The organism is Corynebacterium pseudotuberculosis, assembly GCF_002155265.1.
GTDB classification, from domain to species: domain Bacteria; phylum Actinomycetota; class Actinomycetes; order Mycobacteriales; family Mycobacteriaceae; genus Corynebacterium; species Corynebacterium pseudotuberculosis.
In genome coordinates, this window is sequence record NZ_CP021251.1 from 2,182,105 (window position 1) to 2,198,356 (window position 16,252).

Sequence of the window (16,252 nt, forward strand, 5' to 3'; positions counted from 1 at the left end):
TCTAGTAGTGCGAAACGCCCGTGCTCCATTAAACTTTAGAGTCATGACTGCTCACTTTGACGACGCGACCCTAACCAAGCGACTTGCCCAGGGAACGGGCGAAATCCTCAAAGGGGTAAGAAACGTAGGTCTTTTACGCGGGCGTGAACTAGGCGACGCCGGAGATGATCTGGCACAGAACTGGATTGCACGTGTGCTGGAACAACACCGACCCGATGATGGATTCCTTTCTGAAGAAGCCGCAGATAACCCAGAACGCCTAGGAAAAGATCGTGTCTGGATTATTGATCCGCTTGACGGCACCAAAGAGTTTGCCACAGGGCGCCAAGACTGGGCTGTACACATCGCTTTGGTGGAAGACGGAACGCCGACCCACGCCGCAGTTAACCTTCCCGACTTGGGGGTTGTGTTCCATACCTCTGAAGTTCGTGCAGTACGCGGCCCTTATGCCAAGAAGATCGCGGTCTCTCACAACCGTCCTCCCGCTGTAGCCAACCACGTCGCTGAAAAACTAAGTTTTACTGCTGAGCCTCTCGGTTCTGCCGGAGCGAAAGCCATGCACGTGCTTCTCGGCGACTATGATGCCTACATCCATGCTGGCGGCCAATATGAGTGGGACTCCGCAGCTCCCGTTGGTGTCAGCCTAGCGGCTGGACTGCACTGCTCGCGTCTCGATGGCTCCCCGCTGACTTATAACAACAAAGACACCTATCTTCCGGATCTTCTTGTCTGCCGTCCCGAGCTTGCCGACGATATCCTTTCCATGGTGGCCGCCTTCCGCGAGGAAAACGGCTCGTACTAATTCTCTTTAGTTCCCGTTTTAGCTCCCCACTCGGATTATTTTCGAGTGGGTTTTCCTATGCTTGCTCCTGGGAGGTCCCATAATAACTGTAAGTGGACTAGGATCAGGCATCATGATCTCCACACCCTACGAGGACCTCCTGCGCAAAATTCTTTCCGAAGGATCTCACAAGGACGACCGCACCGGCACCGGAACCACGAGCCTTTTTGCGCAGCAAATGCGCTTTGATTTGAGTGAGTCTTTCCCTCTGATCACTACAAAGAAGGTTTATTGGAGGGGCGTTGTGGGTGAACTCTTGTGGTTCCTGCAGGGCTCATCAAACATCACATGGTTGCAGGACAATAACATCCATATTTGGGATGAATGGGCATCCGAAGACGGTGAGCTAGGACCGATCTATGGCGTGCAGTGGCGCAGCTGGCCTACGCCCCATGGCGCCCACGTCGATCAGATTAGCGGCGCTTTAGACATGCTTAAAAACAATCCAGACTCTCGTCGCAACATTGTTTCAGCATGGAACGTTGCCGAGTTAGACAATATGGCGCTTCCTCCCTGCCATCTCTTGTTCCAGCTCTACGTTGCAGATGGAAAACTTAGTTGCCAGCTGTATCAGCGCAGCGCTGACATGTTCCTAGGGGTACCATTCAACATCGCCTCCTACTCAGCGCTCACGCATATGTTTGCTCAGCAGGCAGGCCTGGAGGTCGGTGAGTTCATCTGGACCGGTGGGGATTGCCATATCTACGATAACCACCGCGAACAAGTGGAAATTCAGCTCTCCCGGGAGCCTCGCCCCTACCCACAGTTAGAGCTAGCCAAGGCAAAGGACCTATTCTCCTATGACTTTGCAGACTTCCAGGTCATCGGCTATGACCCGCATCCAGCAATTCGCGCTGAGGTCGCGGTCTAATGTTGCGGGCAATTTGGGCACAATCCCGCGACGGGGTCATTGGCAATGGAAGCGATATGCCCTGGCATCTGCCCGAGGATCTCGCCCACTTTAAAAAGACCACTCTGGGCTGCCCAGTGATCATGGGACGCAAGACGTGGGAATCGCTGCCCCCAACTTTTCGGCCTCTTCCTGGGCGCCAAAACTATGTGCTGTCCCGCTCAGCAGCCGGCCCGTGGAGTACCGGTGCTTGCGTGGTGAGCACGTTACCCGATGTAACAGGCGCGTGGATCATGGGAGGCGGACAAATTTATGATGCGACGCTACCAAAGGTTAAGGAGGTAGTGCGCACTATCGTGGACGTTGAGCTTCTCGACGTCCTCGGCGAATCCGCGGTTTCCGCTCCTGCGCTTGGCTCCGAGTTTGAGATCGTATCGGAAACTGAGTGGATGGCGTCGATAAGCGGAAAACTGCACCGAGAATACCAGGACTCGGCCTCCTCACAACCACTGCGCTACAAATTCCAAAGTTTGCGACGCACTGCCTAAACCAGCCATGATGGTGGAATGAAAGAACAACACGTAACTGTCTACGCTGCCGACTGGTGCCCCTTCTGCCAGCGGCTCATCAGTGCCCTTAATCGCACCAATACTCCGTTCGTGCTTGTGGATGTAGAGGCCGATGATCAGGCCTCTGAGTGGGTCAAATCCGTTAATAACGGCAACCGCATCGTCCCCACCGTCAAGTACTCAGATGGAAGCACCGCGACCAATCCTCCAGCTTCCGATGTTCGTCGCAAGCTAGAGGAACTCACCGCTTAATCCGTCATTTCACGGAGCAGATAGGTATCCATAATCCACCCGTGTTCGGCGCGCAGCGTTTGCTTCAACTCGGCAACCTGCGCGCCGATCTCTTTGACATATCCTTCCCGAATGATCTGCTGCGGAGTACCCAGGAAGGCTCCCCACCACATGTAGGTGTGCTCAGTGGCAACGTCCATCCATGCGGAGTTTCCGTCAAGCATGACCACGCAATTACGACGATCCTTTTCCGACGTAGAGGCAAGATTACGTCCCGTGGTTATATGAATGGCCTCACCGATGCGATTAAGTAAAATTCCATGCGCCGCAGTGAGAACCTGCACCGCCGTGATCCCCGGGATCACTTCTACAGCGCACTCAAGCCCCTCTAACTCCCTCATATGATCGATGATCCGCAGCGTAGAGTCGTAGAGTGAGGGGTCTCCCCATACAAGAAAGGCCACGGTTCCGTCTTCTGAGGAGGCCCCCCGGATCGCTTCTGCAAGCAGGTTCGCGCGTTCTTTGTGCCAACGCAGCACTTCTGCGTCATAGTCCTTGGGAGCTCTGTCCCGTTCCGGGTCAGTCACTGCCACAATTGGTGTCCCTGGCGCGTGTGTATCCACGATCCCCTGGCGCAGAGCCAGTAGGTCCGATTTGGTCTCCCCTTTGTCCAGCGCCACCACTGCTTGAGCACGACGCAGCCCCGAGATTGCTTGTAGGGTCAAGAACTCGGGGCTACCTGCACCTATTCCTATAACAAGTATCGTGCGCACAGTTGTTTATTCGTCATCCTCATCATCGTACAAAGCAGCGCGATCAACCTCTGTGAGAAGAGTGTTCACGTTGGCATAATCTATGGAATTCTGCTGGTGCAGATAGCGATCGCACACTGCAGAAAGCTGCTTAGCATCAAATTTATTAAGCGTTAAAATCCGGCGGCTGCTTCCGTCCTCTGCGGCCTCATCTAGAGCAAGAACAGCAGTTCCGTTCTCCTCAACCACAGTCGCGATAACGGGACGACGCTCAACGTCGTGAAAAATAGGGTGTTTGTCAGCCATGTTTTCCTCCACACTTTGATTCTCTCAACGAGCAACTGTTTCCAGCATAGAGGGCAAAGTGCGATTACGGGAAGCTTTTCGCTTCCCCGCACCAGCCAATTCTTAACTTCCCAGTCATGTGCGGTATCCTTTTCCCGGAGGCTCTTAGCTCATAAGTGAGCGGATGCCTTGCGCCCTAGTAGCTCAGTGGATAGAGCACGGCTCTCCTAAAGCCGGTGTCGGAGGTTCGATTCCTCTCTGGGGCACTTTTCTCTCCCCGTTAACTAGCGTTTTTGCAGGTTATCGGGGTTTTTCTTATTTTTCCTGTGGTTGTCTCTCGTTTCCTGTGGGTTTGCATGGCTCTCCGTCAAAGATAAGCCACAAAACCCAGGTCGCCAGCACCGAATTCGGACTACTTTTCTGCAGCCTAAATCATTGTATTTACACACCGCGTAAGCATGGAATGAAGTCCTCCTAGCCTAAAATCAGCCTCTACTAGTATCAATGTGGACTGTTCTTTGGTGAGGGATACTGAAATGAAAGTCATATGAGCCGGTGAAACTAGATTCTGGAAATTGAAATCGTCCCGTTGAGCAAGGTGGGTCACAATGGTGGTTATACCCGGCTGTTATTACATGTTTTTCGCGTTGGCCTCAATTTATGTGCTTGATTGCCGCCTTGCGCATAAGACAAAGAACTATAACTACTGCATCACTATCAGTGCCTAAACCGGCGAATACGAAACTGCAAAGCTTACACTTGACTACAAGCTCAAGAAACAATAGATAAAAGAGAGGCCAAGGTTGGGGGGCCTCTCGTGTCATTGCATACAGCCTTGCGGCACTCCCCTTCGCAGTACTCACAACAAAAACACGGCCGCTTTCTCTCCCTCAAGCCTGCTTTTCCATAGACAAAGTCCTCACATCATGCCTCAAAATCCCCTTTTGTCTATGGAAATGCAGGCTGCGGCGCCCCACCCCGCCCCCCCTTAAATTAAAAACGCTAGAAATCCCCACCCATTTTTTGGGCCGCTGCTCTCTAGCAGTTCTCAAAAACGACAATAAAGCAACCATCAGAGGAAAACTCTGCTGTTTTCTTCACAATGTTCTTCTACGAGTTCTTGATCGTGGGTAACAAAAATGACTCCGATCCCGCTGCGACACAAGTCATGGAGCACCGCCATCACACGCGCCGCAGATTCTGGATCAAGAGCAGAGGTTATCTCGTCACATAGGAGAACTATCGGTTGCGTGGCTAGGGCGCGGGCAATCGCAACCCGTTGTCGTTGCCCGCCAGAAAGCCCCGAAGGCAACCGGTAAGCAAGTTCCTTGGATATACCTACGCGTTCCAGTAGCTCTAATGCCTGTCGCACAGCCTCTTGGCGTCCGATCGTCCGCCGTTTCCCGATCTTCTTTAGCCTTCTCTTCTGCGTATGTGCGTCACGCACAGCACGGGCGACAGCGTCAATGACTCGCATTTTGGGATTAAGAGTGGATGCCGGGTCTTGAGGAATTATTTGTAATTTTTTCGCATGCGTTCGCGGCCATGGCATAGAAGCCTCACGACGTGCACCATGGCATTCCACTACCCCTACGCCTTGAAGGTTACTTCCTGCCAGACATCTCAACAGCGTAGATTTTCCGCTGCCAGAGGCCCCCATAATCGCCAGGATGCGCCCAGGAACAACGGCAAAGGATAGATCTGAAAAAAGAGGAGTCCCCTCGTCCGTTGCGTAACTCAGGCCAGATGCCTGCATGCATAACGCCGTTTCCTCCCCTAACGGCTCATTATCTGCCGCAGCGCCTTGGGTTCCCAAAGTCGCCTGCGGTTTCCGTCCCTGATCCGCCGCCAGTTCAGCATTGTCGGCGTCCGTGTCACCGACACAAACATGGGCATCCAACAGATCTGGGAAAACCCCAAGTCTGTGACCTGTAATAATGATGGCAACCCCTGAGTCTGCCACGCTGCGTAGGAGGGACGCGATGGTCTTGGCTGTCACCGGATCGAGGCCGGCAAAAGGCTCATCTAGCGCGATGACGCGGGGGTTCCTAGAGAGGGCGCGGGCTAAGGCTACCCGCCGCTGTTGTCCGCCGGAAAGCTGATGCAGGCGCTTTGCGGCAGTATCCACGGTCAAGCCCACGCTGTGCAGAAGCCCTGGTACATCCGCTGTGGGGGCCAGCTCGGTAAGCATCGTATGGACCGTCATAAGTGGCGGAAGCTCTGCACCTGGGTCTTGTCCGACAAAGGCAACTTGTTCACGGCGAAAGCGCGCAAGTTCAGCAGCCCTTAGGCTTATGGGATCGACTCCGCATACAGAAAGCTTTCCAGTCACCGTAGATCCGGCTGGCACTTCACCGATCAAAGCAAGCAAGAGAGTGGTCTTTCCACATCCGCTAGGGCCAATGAGTGCTGTGATGCTGCCAGCTTGAGCCTGTACCACAGTGGCAGGAACGAGCTCGATAGCGCCCAGCGTCACCTTAATGTCTGCTTGGATAAGAGGACCGCTTGTTTTCATTGTCACCGGGCCTCCTTCTGCTTTATTAAAGCCATAACCGCGATAGACGCCACTGCAAGCATTGCCGCCGGGGCCAGTACGGCAAGGGGATTGAGCGTGATGCCCCCGGCATTGTCACGCACCATCGCGGACCATGCAAACTCGCCCAGCTTGGCGCCAACGCCAAGGAAACTTGCTACAGCCAATAAGTGCAACGCCTCCACAACTCTCAGCCCCCATACTGAACGCAAAACTGTAGATATGTTGGGGAGGATGTCGCGCATAATCACGGAGATATCGGAAGCCCCCGCATTACGCGCAGCTTGGACATAACCAGAATGAGCTACCGGGTACGCCGCAGCAGCGATCACTCGCGCGGCGTAAGGTGAGCCAACTGCCACGGCTACTACCACTAAAAGCCAGAGGCCAGAATTCGGATAGAGCACAGAAACAAGGAGCAATACTATAACGGCCGGAACGAGTATCGTAGCGTCGGCGCAGGTCTCTACAACAAATCCCATTTTTGGCCTTAAGACGCCAAAACATCCCACGATGGCTCCCACCACAGTGGTTAACGTGCCCGCTGCCAAGGCCGTGAGGATAAGCGCTTGCCCTCCGTGTAATACAGCGCTAACTACGCTACGTCCTAGATGATCAGTACCCAGCAATGCGCCGTTTCCTGCTGTATCAAAAGGCAGTCCCGCCGCCGCATTTGGAGTGGGAAGCTGAAAAAGCTGGGCAACCAACGGCCCACATATAGATATAGCTAATACAAGCAGCGCAAATATTTTTCGTGTCATACATTCACTTTCGGGGTGCACACGATTTTGAGAATATCCGCCATCGTCAGTAGGAGGAGAATAAGCGCACCAGTAGCCGCAAGGACTGCAAGAAGCACAGAAACATCGCGCTGAGAAACTGCAGTGGCAACGAGTAATCCCACACCCGGATGATTAAAGAGTGCCTCTACTGAGACTGTGCCAGCAATTAAAACGCCCGCCGATGTTGCCATTGAGGTAGCAAAACTAGGGATTGCCAGCGGTAATACGTGCCGTCGTAACAGGCTTGTGCCCGTGACACCAGCAAGCATGGCACTTTGTACGGGTCGAGTGGCGGTGGCGTCGATAAGCGCTGCGCGTAACACTCTGGAATTCCATGCTACCTGGGGTATTACAAGTGCTAGCACGGGTAATATGTACATGGTCGTCGAGCTGGGTAGACCGCCGTCGATAATCGTCACGGCCGGCAGCACGCCCAGCCCTAGCGCAAACACTGCCACCAAAAAGACACCGATCACAAATTCTGGGAGCGCAATGATGCTTGTCGACGCCCACTCTAGTGTGCGAGACATCCCCGACCGCGGTGACCTCTGAACCCACCAGATAGAAGTGAGAATCGATAAGACCGCGGTGAGGATAAAAGCAATTCCCGTTGTGGTTATGGTTACCGGCAAAGCCGTGGCCAAGAGCTCAACAATAGGTCTGCCATGAACGGATACCCCGAAATCACCAGTCAGGGCATGCCCTAGCCAGTACAAAAATCTTGTCGCGGGGGGCCGATCCAGCCCCAGACTTTGCTCAAGGCTAGCGATAGCCTCAGGAGTACGGTTTGCGCCCAGGAGGGCAGCAGCCGCATTACCTGGAAGTTGATCGATAGCAAAAAAGACAAGACCTAAAACCACGAGCAATGCACCCGCGCGAATAGCGAGCCGTGGGAAAAGCCAGTCACAAGCACGGGAAACTGCTTTTGGCACGCTTTAAGCCTTCTTTACGGTTTCTAGGAGAACACGTCCATAGCCGGGAGCTTTAGGCAAACCGGATAGGCCCTTGGCCGCAATATCCACGCCGTCTGAGGCTCCCCATACCAGGTAACCACCACGCTCGAATTCAATCTTTTGGAGTTTTTTGCTGAGCTGATCAATCTTTGATTGATCGGTAGACGCCAGCAATTCAGCATAAACCGCATCGAACTCAGCATCATGGAAGTTGGACTCGTTTGATTTAGCTGCACCGTTGAGCACTTTTCCAGCGAAGAAGAGCACTGAATCATTGGTTCCCCAGTAGCCGCAGTATAGGTCCGCTTTAGTCCAGGTGTTGTCATAAAATTGGCCAGATTCCTGCTGCACCACTTTAATCTGCACGCCTATCTCACCCAGTTGTTCAGCAATAACTTTCATAGCTTCAACTTGACCAGGCGCCTCTGGAGTAACAAAAAGATCATATGTTTTAGAGGTATCAAAGTGGGCTTGAGCTAGCAGTTGCTTTGCTTTTTCTACGTCACGGTGGCGCATCAGGGAAGAATCAATATTAGGGTCACCGGTACCCAGAATGTCATACGCAACAGTGCCGTATCCCGATAATGCTCGCTGTACTACCTGCTCACGGTCAACACCCAACCGCAGCGCTTCACGGACTTTCGGATCAGCAAAGGGACCGTCAGAGGTGCGCATAATCAGTGGGATTACGGAGTCATGGGAGCGCTTAATAATCTGCACATTTGCGTTGTTTTCCGCAGACCGTGCTGCAATAGGCCCTACGGCTTGAGCAAGATCAATTTGCCCAGCAAGCAATGCATTAGTCATCGCTGTGGTGTCTTCAAAAGGAACCACGTGGACTTCCTCAAAGCCGGCAACCGTGCCATGGTAGTCGTCGAAACGCTGCAGCTTTGCAGAGCCGTTATCCCAGCTCATCAGCTTAAATGGCCCTGATCCTACAGGCTTTTCTGGTGAGGACCCCTCCTTCATCACAAAGGTCATCAAACGCGCAAGCATAGGCAGTTGACTGTTAGGGGTCGCCGTCTTCATCTGCACGGTGCGCTCGCCAGAAGCAACGATGGACTTGGGATCCACGGGGAGCCTAAAGCCGTTGGCCTCATCTGAAAGCATCTTAGTCAGCGACCACACCACGTCCTTAGGGGTGACCTCTGAACCATCATGGAATTTTGCGCCATCAGCGATAGTGAACTCCCACTCCATCGGATTGAGCTGTTTCCACTGCTTCATCAGACGCGGGGCAACAATTTTGTCTTCACCAGGGACGGTTAGAGCCTCCCAGATAAGGGAGCAAATGAGCATGTCAGAATCATTTGGCAGCAGTTTATAGGGGTCACGCTGTGCGCTTGCAGCCTTACCCAGTGCGCCAACCTTAAGGACCTTTCCTGAGGCCTCCGAAGTCTTCTCGGACGAGCCATTGCCTGAGGTGTTGCCCGAGGTGCAGCTTGCTACAGCAAAGGTACCGAGACCGAGCGCCGCAACGCTGGTTAAAAACTGGCGACGAGAAAGGTTGCTCATTTTCCACCCTGATTATTTCGAAATTACGACAAGTATTTTTAATTTGACTTAAAAGAACCGGAAATCATCTTCCCATGTTCAGAATGACCTGGCAAGGCTGTCCTAAATCTACCCGTCTCACCAGCAAAGTTGGAAATAAATCTCATTTAAGACTTTACGCATAGCTCTAAAAAGGTTAGCCTCACCTCCATGCAAAAAATCTTTATGGATGAAGCACTATCGCACCGATTAATTAAATCCGCTGACGAGCTCGCAGCAGTCTCATCAGTTAATGATCCCGAATCTGCCGCCGCTATCGATGCACTTCTCGAGGGTGAACTCGCCGATCTCCGAGACGTCATCTGCCCCGATCCGCGTCAACACGCTACCCTCATCGCTGGGCTCCCCTTCCCCGCAGTCAACGGGCCCACCCCTGCTTCATGGAAAGAATGCCGTGGCAAGGTCCGCACGTGGCGATTCATGCTTGCCATAGTGACATCCGTCGTGGGACGCCCCTTCGGATGGCTCGGCCAACAAGAAGGCCGGCTCATCACAGATCTCGTGCCAACCAAAGGACAAGAAGCACAACAGGTGGGCGCGAGCAGTAGCACTCCCCTCACGCTGCACACCGAAGATGCTTTCCATCCCCGGCGTTCTACCCACTTTGCATTGTTTGGACTCCGTAATCCCAAAAAAGTTGGGACAACTTTAGCCCCTCTCGATCAAGCATGGAAACATCTAGATTCGGATTCTCGTAAGGTCCTCATGACTCCCGGCGCGGTGATTCTGCCCGATGATTCTTACTCTGATTTTGAAAACTCCGCCCCGGAATCCATGACCGCCGTCTGGGAGCGCGAGCATGGCTTAGGATTGCGCTTTGATCCCTCTTACACGGATCACTCAACTGGGTCACAGCGTTGGTGGCGAGCCTATGAAAAACTCGCCGCAGCACTCGATTCAGTAACGTATTCAGTGCCCATCGCACCAGGACAAATAGTGATTATTAATAATGACACCTGCGTGCATGGTCGTGTTCCCTTCACTGCAGACTACAACGGCACTGATCGTTGGATGCTCCGTATTAATATGATGGAACAGGATACCCAGCGCTTGAGCTCTGAATTAGCGGAACCAGGCTATGGGCAACAGATCCGTTGCATCGATGGGCAGGTCCTATGATCAGCTCACTCCGTATACTCCGCAACGCGGACCTCTCTCATGTTGCAGTCGCTCCCCAATCAGTTCTCAACGCCGTACGCACTGCTCTCACAGAGCTGGGGCATGGAGCCGCCGAATGCCCCGAAAAGATCACGGTCAAAGTTCCCACAAGCGTGAACTATTCAATGCTAGGCCGCAGCTCAGCATTGTCCACTGTGGGATTTAAAACATCTTTTACCCACTGGGGGCCACACAACGCAGAGGGACACCGCGAAAAATCGTACGCAACCACCCTCACGCTTTATGACGACACCACTGGTGCGCCTATCGCCATGATGGATGGTGCTCCTATCGGCGCGTTAAGAACTCCTGCTGTATCTGCAATTTTGGCGCAAGCAGTCGGTTGCAATCCCACGACCGCACTAGTTATCGGCTCAGGAGTCCAAGGGCAGCAAGCTGCGCCCTTCCTTATCACGGAATTTCCCGCATTGTCCCGGCTCATACTCTCTGGAAATCACCCAGAAGGTTTGGAAAAGGCAAAGGATCTTGCGCTCAAGACAGCGGCAAGATTGGGAAGGGAGATCGTCATTGATCTGGTCCGCGATCCTGCACCAATAGCATGCGAATGTGACCTTATTATTGGGGCAGCCGGGCCCGATACCTCAGCTGTGGTTACTGCACATGATCTCAAAGAAAATGCCACCGTTGTGGTTGTGGGCTACGGCATCGATGCCAGCGTATGCCATCAAGCAGAGCGGGTTGTCACTACAAGTAAGCAGCAGATGTATCTCACCGGAACAGATTTTGCAGATGCTCAGGGCATTATGCCGGAAGTAACTGCAGAGCTCCCCGCGCTTTTGGCGGCACAAACCCCCTTGCGGGCGTCGTCAGGCATTACTTTCTGTTACAACAGCGGCCTTGTCCTTACAGACATCGCAGTAGGTTCTGTCTTTGCAGCCGCAGCCATAGAACAAAACCTCGGAGTGGAGGTGGATCTGTGGTAGCTGCCCCCCTGTGCCGTATGCCAATCCCACATTGGCAGGAAGAATTAGCACACTCATCAACATTGGAAAGCATCGCCCATGCCGCCCGCGGTCCCTTCCACGTTCTGTATCCGCAAAATTTCACGGATACAGCGAGACTCTGGCTTGATACCGCCGCAGATACGGGAATCACCTTTGGGCTGCGATTTGGCAAGAAGTCCAACAAAGCTGGATGCTTTGCGCGGAACCTCGCCGATTTATACGCGCAGGGGAACAACGCTGGAATCGACGTTGCCAGCACCGATGAACTACGTGCTGCACTATGCGCAGGACTGCCTGGAGAACAACTCGTGGTTACGGGTCCTACCCCTACCGCTGAACTCATCCGGCTGGCTTCTTATCACGGCTCTCTTATCACGATCTCCCGCCCCGAAGATATTGACGTTATAGCCGGGACCATCTACAACATAAAGCCAACAAAAAGTCTCAGGATACTGCTCCGTCTTAGCTCGGATGGTGTACATACGCGCTTTGGCATGAGCCTCGAACAAAGTTACGCCGTGGCACAGACGTTGGAGTCTGGTCGCTATCAAGATCTTCCATTAGACATCGCTGGTGTGAGTTTTCATTGCAATGGCTATGACCTAGACGAGCGCATCCGGATGGCCCATAAGGCGACAGATGCTGTGCTAAAACTCCGAGAATGGTCTTCGGCCTCCATCGTATCTATCGGTGGTGGTTTTCCCACGTCGAGTATTTCTCCGGAGTTATGGAACGCCGTGACCGAGCAACTTACGCCTTCTATGTTTGTCACCGGCAGAGTTCCTGGCGATCAATATCCGTTTGCCGCAAATTGCGCAGGCGCAGAAGCACTCCGCTACATCTTGACTCAAGGAACAACGAGCCTGAAAGATAAGGCGATTTCTCATGGAATCACGATATTGGCTGAGCCGGGGAGAAGCTTGTGCCAAGCAGCCGGAGCAAGCTATTTTCCAGTGCTTTCATGCCACGAACTCCCTAATACTGAAGGAAACGTAACCGTTGTAGAAGGCACCAGTCTTAGCTTGTCTGAGCAGTGGTTTGACTCAGAGTATTACCCGGACCCATACCTCATCCGCGCAGGCAAGATCCTAAGCCAAGGTAATCCCACTGATTCCGCTGTAGCAGGGTCTACTTGTTTGGATAGCGATTATCTGAGCAGAAGATTTATCCGTTTCCCAGATCGCCCCCAACCCGGCGATATCCTGGTTTATCCCGATACTGCGGGCTATCAAATGGATTCCAACGAGTCCTCGTTTCATGGCAAAGAGCCTCCCAAAAAGTTTGTCTTTTCCACCACCCCACACCATCACTTCACTGAGGATTTTTCATGACCAACACCGTTGTTACCCGCGTATCACAGCTCATCGGAAATACCCCGCTATTCGAGCTCGTAGCCACGCCTTCAGGAAGCCGAGTGCTGCTCAAACTCGAGCAGTTTAACCCATCAGGAAGCGCAAAAATTCGCATGGCCGAGTCCATGATTGACGCAGCAGAGGCTGACGGCAGACTCCAGGCTGGAGGTACGATCGTAGAATCAACCTCAGGAAACACTGGACAAGGCCTGGCTATCCTTGCGGTCGAGCGCGGTTATGAATTTGTGGCTGTCGTGGATAATCACTCCTGCAAAGACAAACTCAATGCCATGAGTGCAATGGATACCAAGCTCGAATATGTGGCTGCAGAAGGTGATGATGCGCTTGCCACCTCGGCTCGCGAGGATTATGCCGAAGAACTGGGACAACAACCCGGATGGGTATTTATGAAGCAGCACGATAACGAGGCCAACTCCAAAGGCTACTACCCAGCCGCAGACGAAATCATAGAAACATTGGGGCATTGCCCGTCTCACCTGATTAGTGCCGTAGGCACAGGTGGAAGTCTCTTCGGTGTTACGGAACGCCTTAATGAGCTGGGCTATCGACCACACACAATAGGAGTAGAACCTGAAGGCTCTATCGCCTTTGGTGGCCCGGCGCATGATTATCGACAATCAGGCACCGGTACTCCCGAGGGAGCCGTTATCGGAACTGCAGTGCGCTATGATCTACTCGATCTGGGAGCAAAGGTCTCTGATATCGCTGCCTTTGCAGCTTGCCGGACAATAGCAAAACACACTGGACTCTTACTCGGAGGATCTGCCGGTGGTGCCGTTGTTGCCGCACTAGAGTTGCTTCCTACATTGCCTGCTGGCTCCACATCAGTAACTATGGTCTGCGATGGCGGCGAAAAATACTTGGATACTGTTTTCAATGACTCGTGGATGCGATCGCATAACCTGCTCGATTCCGACCTTGAGGAACAAATCTGGAAGCATATAACGACGTTGCGTGAGGGTAGAACTCCCACTCCTCTCAAACTCACCCGTATCTCTTGGTCAAAGGAAAAAACGTGCGTCTAATTAGCTCTGGTTCACAAGATCTCAGCTCTTTACACAGACAGCTTCTCCGGCTTTCACTCCCGTTAGCGGGAACCCAACTGGCCAACATTGCGTTATCCGCCACAGATACCATCGTGATGGGCTACCTCAGTGTTGCAGCACTAGCAGGTGGCGGCCTGGCCGTGATCTGGTTTAACCAAATTCGCACGATGGCAGTCGGGCTTCTCACTCCCCTGGGAAACCGTATCGCGCAAGTTCATGCACAATATGAGCAAAACCCCAGCAGTGAATTGCAGCAAGACATCCGCAACCTCACACGTACAGGGCTGTTCTTGGCAACGGCAAGTGGCATCATCGGTGCAATTCTTCTGGTTCTGATTAGCTACGCGCTACCGCTCTTTGGCCAGCCGTCAGAAGTTACCGACGCCGCTATCCCCATGATGTGGGCCTTAGCCCCTGGGCTTATTCCGTGCTTGTGGTTCCAAGTGTCAAGGCAATTTTGTGTAGGCCTAGGCAAACCACAATCGCTACTGGGAATTACTCTCGCAATGGTAGTTGTCAACGCCTTGCTAAACTTCGTTTTTGCCTTTGGGTATGGGCCTTTCCCAGAGCTTGGTCTCGTAGGTATTGGGTTATCCACAACGCTCGTGCACTGTGCATCTGCTGCGGCCTATTTTGTTTTAATCAACAGAAATCCTGAAATTAACGAGTTCCATGCCATCGACTTTTGGCGTCGCGACGCAACCGCCTTCCGTTCCCAACTCCTTCCGCAGCTGCGTACTCAACTGCGTTTAGGTGCTCCGGTCTCAGCCACGTATGGCGCGGAAGCCGGCATGTTCTCGGTCTTAGCCCTCATCATGGGGTCTTTCGGCGCAGATGCTCTTGCGGCTCACAATGTTGTGTATCAAGTTACGTTCATCGTTTTCCAAATCGGAATCGGTTTTTCCCACGGAAGCTCAATATTAGTCAGCCGTGCATACGGGCTTCACGACATCCCACTCTCCCGCCGTATCGGACTACAAGCGCTAACCATCATGATGGTCGTGGTTTCTGTGGCTGCGATTTTCTTCCTTTTCACTCCCGAACTAGTACTCCGGCCATTCATGCGTGATGCGACCCCCGAGGCGCTGGCGCTCGCCGTGTCTTTGCTGATGATCGGCGCGCTCATGGAGTTTGTAGATACTGGACAAAACCTGGCTATCGGTGCTTTGCGCGGTATCAATGACACGTCAACAGGGCTCAAGGCCTCACTCTTGGGCTATTGGGTTGTAGGACTTCCCGCTGCTTTAGCCTTTGCCTATGGGTTTGATCTCGGCCCCCATGGAATCTGGTGGGGTTTAGTCACTGGGCTAGCAACGTCAGCGTTCCTTTTATGGGCCACCTTCCTGCGGAAAACCCAAGATCCAGAAAGTAATAGATTAAGTACTTAGCAAGTATCCATAACCCAAGATTGGTAGCTGTCCTTTTATATCAGGGATAGCTACCAATCTTTTTGTTCCCATCACCCCAAAAAATTACGTCTAAAACCCCAACACATTTCAGCTAAAAAATTACCATTTGAGCTGGTACAGGCCATATATTTTTCTTTTTTTCGAACAATCCATCGTAAGTCGCGCAGCCAATGTCACGGGGGCTTCATATCTTCTATATCAGATAAGCACCGCAGTCCAGAATCTTGCGGAAACCGCGACCTATACCTTCCGCGGATACTGTGCTTGCGGTGCTTGTCGCCCCTCATAGTCTGATGTATTCCCTCATAGTTCATATTCAAAGGAGCAATGATGCCCGAGCCCACCCCTCAGCCAACGCATAACCCGTACCCTCAACAACTCCCCGCAAAAAAGAAAGGCGGGTGCTTTAAGTGGGGCGCCATCGTGGGAGGCTGTCTTCTCGTTCTTCAAATTGCTTCCATGCTGGGCGACGGCGATAGCACCGATATCTCTGCGGTATCCCCCACAACTCAGCAGCAAGCCATAAAAAACATCGCTGCGGCTCCACAGGAAACCAAGGCCGCAATTACTCCTTCGCCCGCCAACGCTGCAACTACTCCCAGCGTCCCTCGTGAATTCAAAAATGCATTGCGCAGCGCCGAACAATATTCAAAACTCATGCATATGTCTAAGGCCGGTATTTATGATCAGTTAACATCTGAGTACGGGGAAAAGTTCAGCGCGGAAGCCGCGCAGTATGCAATTGACACGATCAAAGTCGATTGGAACAAAAACGCGCTGGAGTCAGCAAAAAATATCAAGATTCTATGGCGATGTCTTCTGATGCAATTTACGACCAATTAGTCTCCGAATACGGAGAAAAATTTACCCCTGAGCAGGCCAATTATGCTATTAGCAACCTTCCACAATAAGATGTGTAGGTGAGGTAGTAGCCCGGTATAGAGCCACCTT

General features: G+C 52.7%; 15 protein-coding genes, 1 tRNA gene and 1 pseudogene. 11 read left to right on the top strand and 6 right to left on the bottom strand.

Annotated elements, in window-relative coordinates; genetic code table 11:
* Nucleotides 1-43: 43 nt before the first annotated feature.
* The 4 genes from CpATCC19410_RS10050 to CpATCC19410_RS10065 all read left to right on the top strand — a co-directional run bounded on the left by CpATCC19410_RS10050 (nucleotide 44) and on the right by CpATCC19410_RS10065 (nucleotide 2,512).
* The gene (locus CpATCC19410_RS10050) at nucleotides 44-802 is read left to right on the top strand and encodes a 3'(2'),5'-bisphosphate nucleotidase CysQ (protein ID WP_014300561.1); all 759 of its coding nucleotides are present in this window, start codon (nucleotides 44-46) and stop codon (nucleotides 800-802) included.
* Between the two features lie 109 nt (nucleotides 803-911).
* Nucleotides 912-1,712 (top strand): thymidylate synthase, encoded by an 801-nt coding sequence (locus CpATCC19410_RS10055; protein WP_086591968.1) that lies wholly within the window; start codon nucleotides 912-914, stop codon nucleotides 1,710-1,712.
* Nucleotides 1,712-2,239 (top strand): dihydrofolate reductase, encoded by a 528-nt coding sequence (locus CpATCC19410_RS10060; protein WP_013241489.1) that lies wholly within the window; start codon nucleotides 1,712-1,714, stop codon nucleotides 2,237-2,239. The genes CpATCC19410_RS10055 and CpATCC19410_RS10060 overlap by 1 nt, the downstream gene beginning before the upstream one ends.
* An 18-nt stretch (nucleotides 2,240-2,257) precedes the next feature.
* On the top strand, nucleotides 2,258-2,512 hold the full coding sequence (locus CpATCC19410_RS10065) for a mycoredoxin (protein WP_013241488.1): 255 nt from the start codon (nucleotides 2,258-2,260) through the stop codon (nucleotides 2,510-2,512).
* Here the strand turns inward: CpATCC19410_RS10065 and cobF are convergent.
* Nucleotides 2,509-3,264 carry a precorrin-6A synthase (deacetylating) gene (gene cobF / locus CpATCC19410_RS10070; RefSeq protein ID WP_013241487.1) on the bottom strand — a complete coding sequence of 252 codons (756 nt, stop codon included), beginning with the start codon at nucleotides 3,262-3,264 and terminating at the stop codon, nucleotides 2,509-2,511. The genes CpATCC19410_RS10065 and cobF overlap by 4 nt on opposite strands.
* A gap of 6 nt (nucleotides 3,265-3,270) precedes the next feature.
* A complete protein-coding gene (locus CpATCC19410_RS10075) occupies nucleotides 3,271-3,549 on the bottom strand; it encodes a cg0963 family protein (RefSeq protein ID WP_013241486.1) in 279 nt (92 codons plus the stop codon).
* A 172-nt stretch (nucleotides 3,550-3,721) separates the two neighbouring features.
* Here CpATCC19410_RS10075 and CpATCC19410_RS10080 point away from each other — a divergent pair.
* A tRNA-Arg gene (locus CpATCC19410_RS10080) sits at nucleotides 3,722-3,794 on the top strand.
* 806 nt (nucleotides 3,795-4,600) lie between these two features.
* Here the strand turns inward: CpATCC19410_RS10080 and CpATCC19410_RS10090 are convergent.
* The 4 genes from CpATCC19410_RS10090 to CpATCC19410_RS10105 are packed head-to-tail and all read right to left on the bottom strand — an operon-like array spanning nucleotide 4,601 to nucleotide 9,311.
* Entirely contained in the window at nucleotides 4,601-6,043 is a 1,443-nt protein-coding gene (locus tag CpATCC19410_RS10090; protein ID WP_013241485.1) for an ABC transporter ATP-binding protein, read from the bottom strand.
* Between the two features lie 2 nt (nucleotides 6,044-6,045).
* Nucleotides 6,046-6,822 (bottom strand): ABC transporter permease subunit, encoded by a 777-nt coding sequence (locus CpATCC19410_RS10095; protein WP_013241484.1) that lies wholly within the window; start codon nucleotides 6,820-6,822, stop codon nucleotides 6,046-6,048.
* On the bottom strand, nucleotides 6,819-7,775 hold the full coding sequence (locus CpATCC19410_RS10100) for an ABC transporter permease (RefSeq protein ID WP_014401060.1): 957 nt from the start codon (nucleotides 7,773-7,775) through the stop codon (nucleotides 6,819-6,821). Before CpATCC19410_RS10100 ends, CpATCC19410_RS10095 begins: the two co-directional genes overlap by 4 nt.
* Nucleotides 7,776-7,778: 3 nt before the next feature.
* Complete coding sequence (locus CpATCC19410_RS10105) at nucleotides 7,779-9,311, bottom strand: ABC transporter substrate-binding protein (RefSeq protein WP_013241482.1); 1,533 nt, start codon at nucleotides 9,309-9,311, stop codon at nucleotides 7,779-7,781.
* Nucleotides 9,312-9,500: 189 nt separating this feature from the next.
* Here CpATCC19410_RS10105 and CpATCC19410_RS10110 point away from each other — a divergent pair, with 189 nt between their 5' ends.
* The 6 genes and pseudogenes from CpATCC19410_RS10110 (at nucleotide 9,501) to CpATCC19410_RS10135 (ending at nucleotide 16,212) form a co-directional block, all read left to right on the top strand.
* Nucleotides 9,501-10,469 (top strand): TauD/TfdA family dioxygenase, encoded by a 969-nt coding sequence (locus CpATCC19410_RS10110; RefSeq protein WP_013241481.1) that lies wholly within the window; start codon nucleotides 9,501-9,503, stop codon nucleotides 10,467-10,469.
* On the top strand, nucleotides 10,466-11,452 hold the full coding sequence (locus CpATCC19410_RS10115; protein WP_013241480.1) for an ornithine cyclodeaminase: 987 nt from the start codon (nucleotides 10,466-10,468) through the stop codon (nucleotides 11,450-11,452). The genes CpATCC19410_RS10110 and CpATCC19410_RS10115 overlap by 4 nt, the downstream gene beginning before the upstream one ends.
* Nucleotides 11,446-12,804 carry a type III PLP-dependent enzyme domain-containing protein gene (locus tag CpATCC19410_RS10120; RefSeq protein ID WP_014401057.1) on the top strand — a complete coding sequence of 453 codons (1,359 nt, stop codon included), beginning with the start codon at nucleotides 11,446-11,448 and terminating at the stop codon, nucleotides 12,802-12,804. Before CpATCC19410_RS10115 ends, CpATCC19410_RS10120 begins: the two co-directional genes overlap by 7 nt.
* Complete coding sequence (locus CpATCC19410_RS10125) at nucleotides 12,801-13,871, top strand: cysteine synthase family protein (protein ID WP_013241478.1); 1,071 nt, start codon at nucleotides 12,801-12,803, stop codon at nucleotides 13,869-13,871. The genes CpATCC19410_RS10120 and CpATCC19410_RS10125 overlap by 4 nt, the downstream gene beginning before the upstream one ends.
* On the top strand, nucleotides 13,862-15,280 hold the full coding sequence (locus CpATCC19410_RS10130; RefSeq protein WP_013241477.1) for an MATE family efflux transporter: 1,419 nt from the start codon (nucleotides 13,862-13,864) through the stop codon (nucleotides 15,278-15,280). The genes CpATCC19410_RS10125 and CpATCC19410_RS10130 overlap by 10 nt, the downstream gene beginning before the upstream one ends.
* A 351-nt stretch (nucleotides 15,281-15,631) precedes the next feature.
* Nucleotides 15,632-16,212 (top strand): annotated as a pseudogene (locus CpATCC19410_RS10135) (Ltp family lipoprotein).
* Nucleotides 16,213-16,252 lie beyond the last annotated feature (40 nt).

Bases quoted from the DNA above. Each gene is read 5' to 3' on its own strand.
- CpATCC19410_RS10090 (WP_013241485.1), bottom strand. From the start codon at position 6,043: ATGAAAACAAGCGGTCCTCTTATCCAAGCAGACATTAAGGTGACGCTG.
- CpATCC19410_RS10105 (WP_013241482.1), bottom strand. From the start codon at position 9,311: ATGAGCAACCTTTCTCGTCGCCAGTTTTTAACCAGCGTTGCGGCGCTC.
- CpATCC19410_RS10125 (WP_013241478.1), top strand. From the start codon at position 12,801: ATGACCAACACCGTTGTTACCCGCGTATCACAGCTCATCGGAAATACC.
- CpATCC19410_RS10050 (WP_014300561.1), top strand. From the start codon at position 44: ATGACTGCTCACTTTGACGACGCGACCCTAACCAAGCGACTTGCCCAG.
- CpATCC19410_RS10115 (WP_013241480.1), top strand. From the start codon at position 10,466: ATGATCAGCTCACTCCGTATACTCCGCAACGCGGACCTCTCTCATGTT.
- CpATCC19410_RS10095 (WP_013241484.1), bottom strand. From the start codon at position 6,822: ATGACACGAAAAATATTTGCGCTGCTTGTATTAGCTATATCTATATGT.
- CpATCC19410_RS10065 (WP_013241488.1), top strand. From the start codon at position 2,258: ATGAAAGAACAACACGTAACTGTCTACGCTGCCGACTGGTGCCCCTTC.
- CpATCC19410_RS10060 (WP_013241489.1), top strand. From the start codon at position 1,712: ATGTTGCGGGCAATTTGGGCACAATCCCGCGACGGGGTCATTGGCAAT.
- CpATCC19410_RS10075 (WP_013241486.1), bottom strand. From the start codon at position 3,549: ATGGCTGACAAACACCCTATTTTTCACGACGTTGAGCGTCGTCCCGTT.
- CpATCC19410_RS10110 (WP_013241481.1), top strand. From the start codon at position 9,501: ATGCAAAAAATCTTTATGGATGAAGCACTATCGCACCGATTAATTAAA.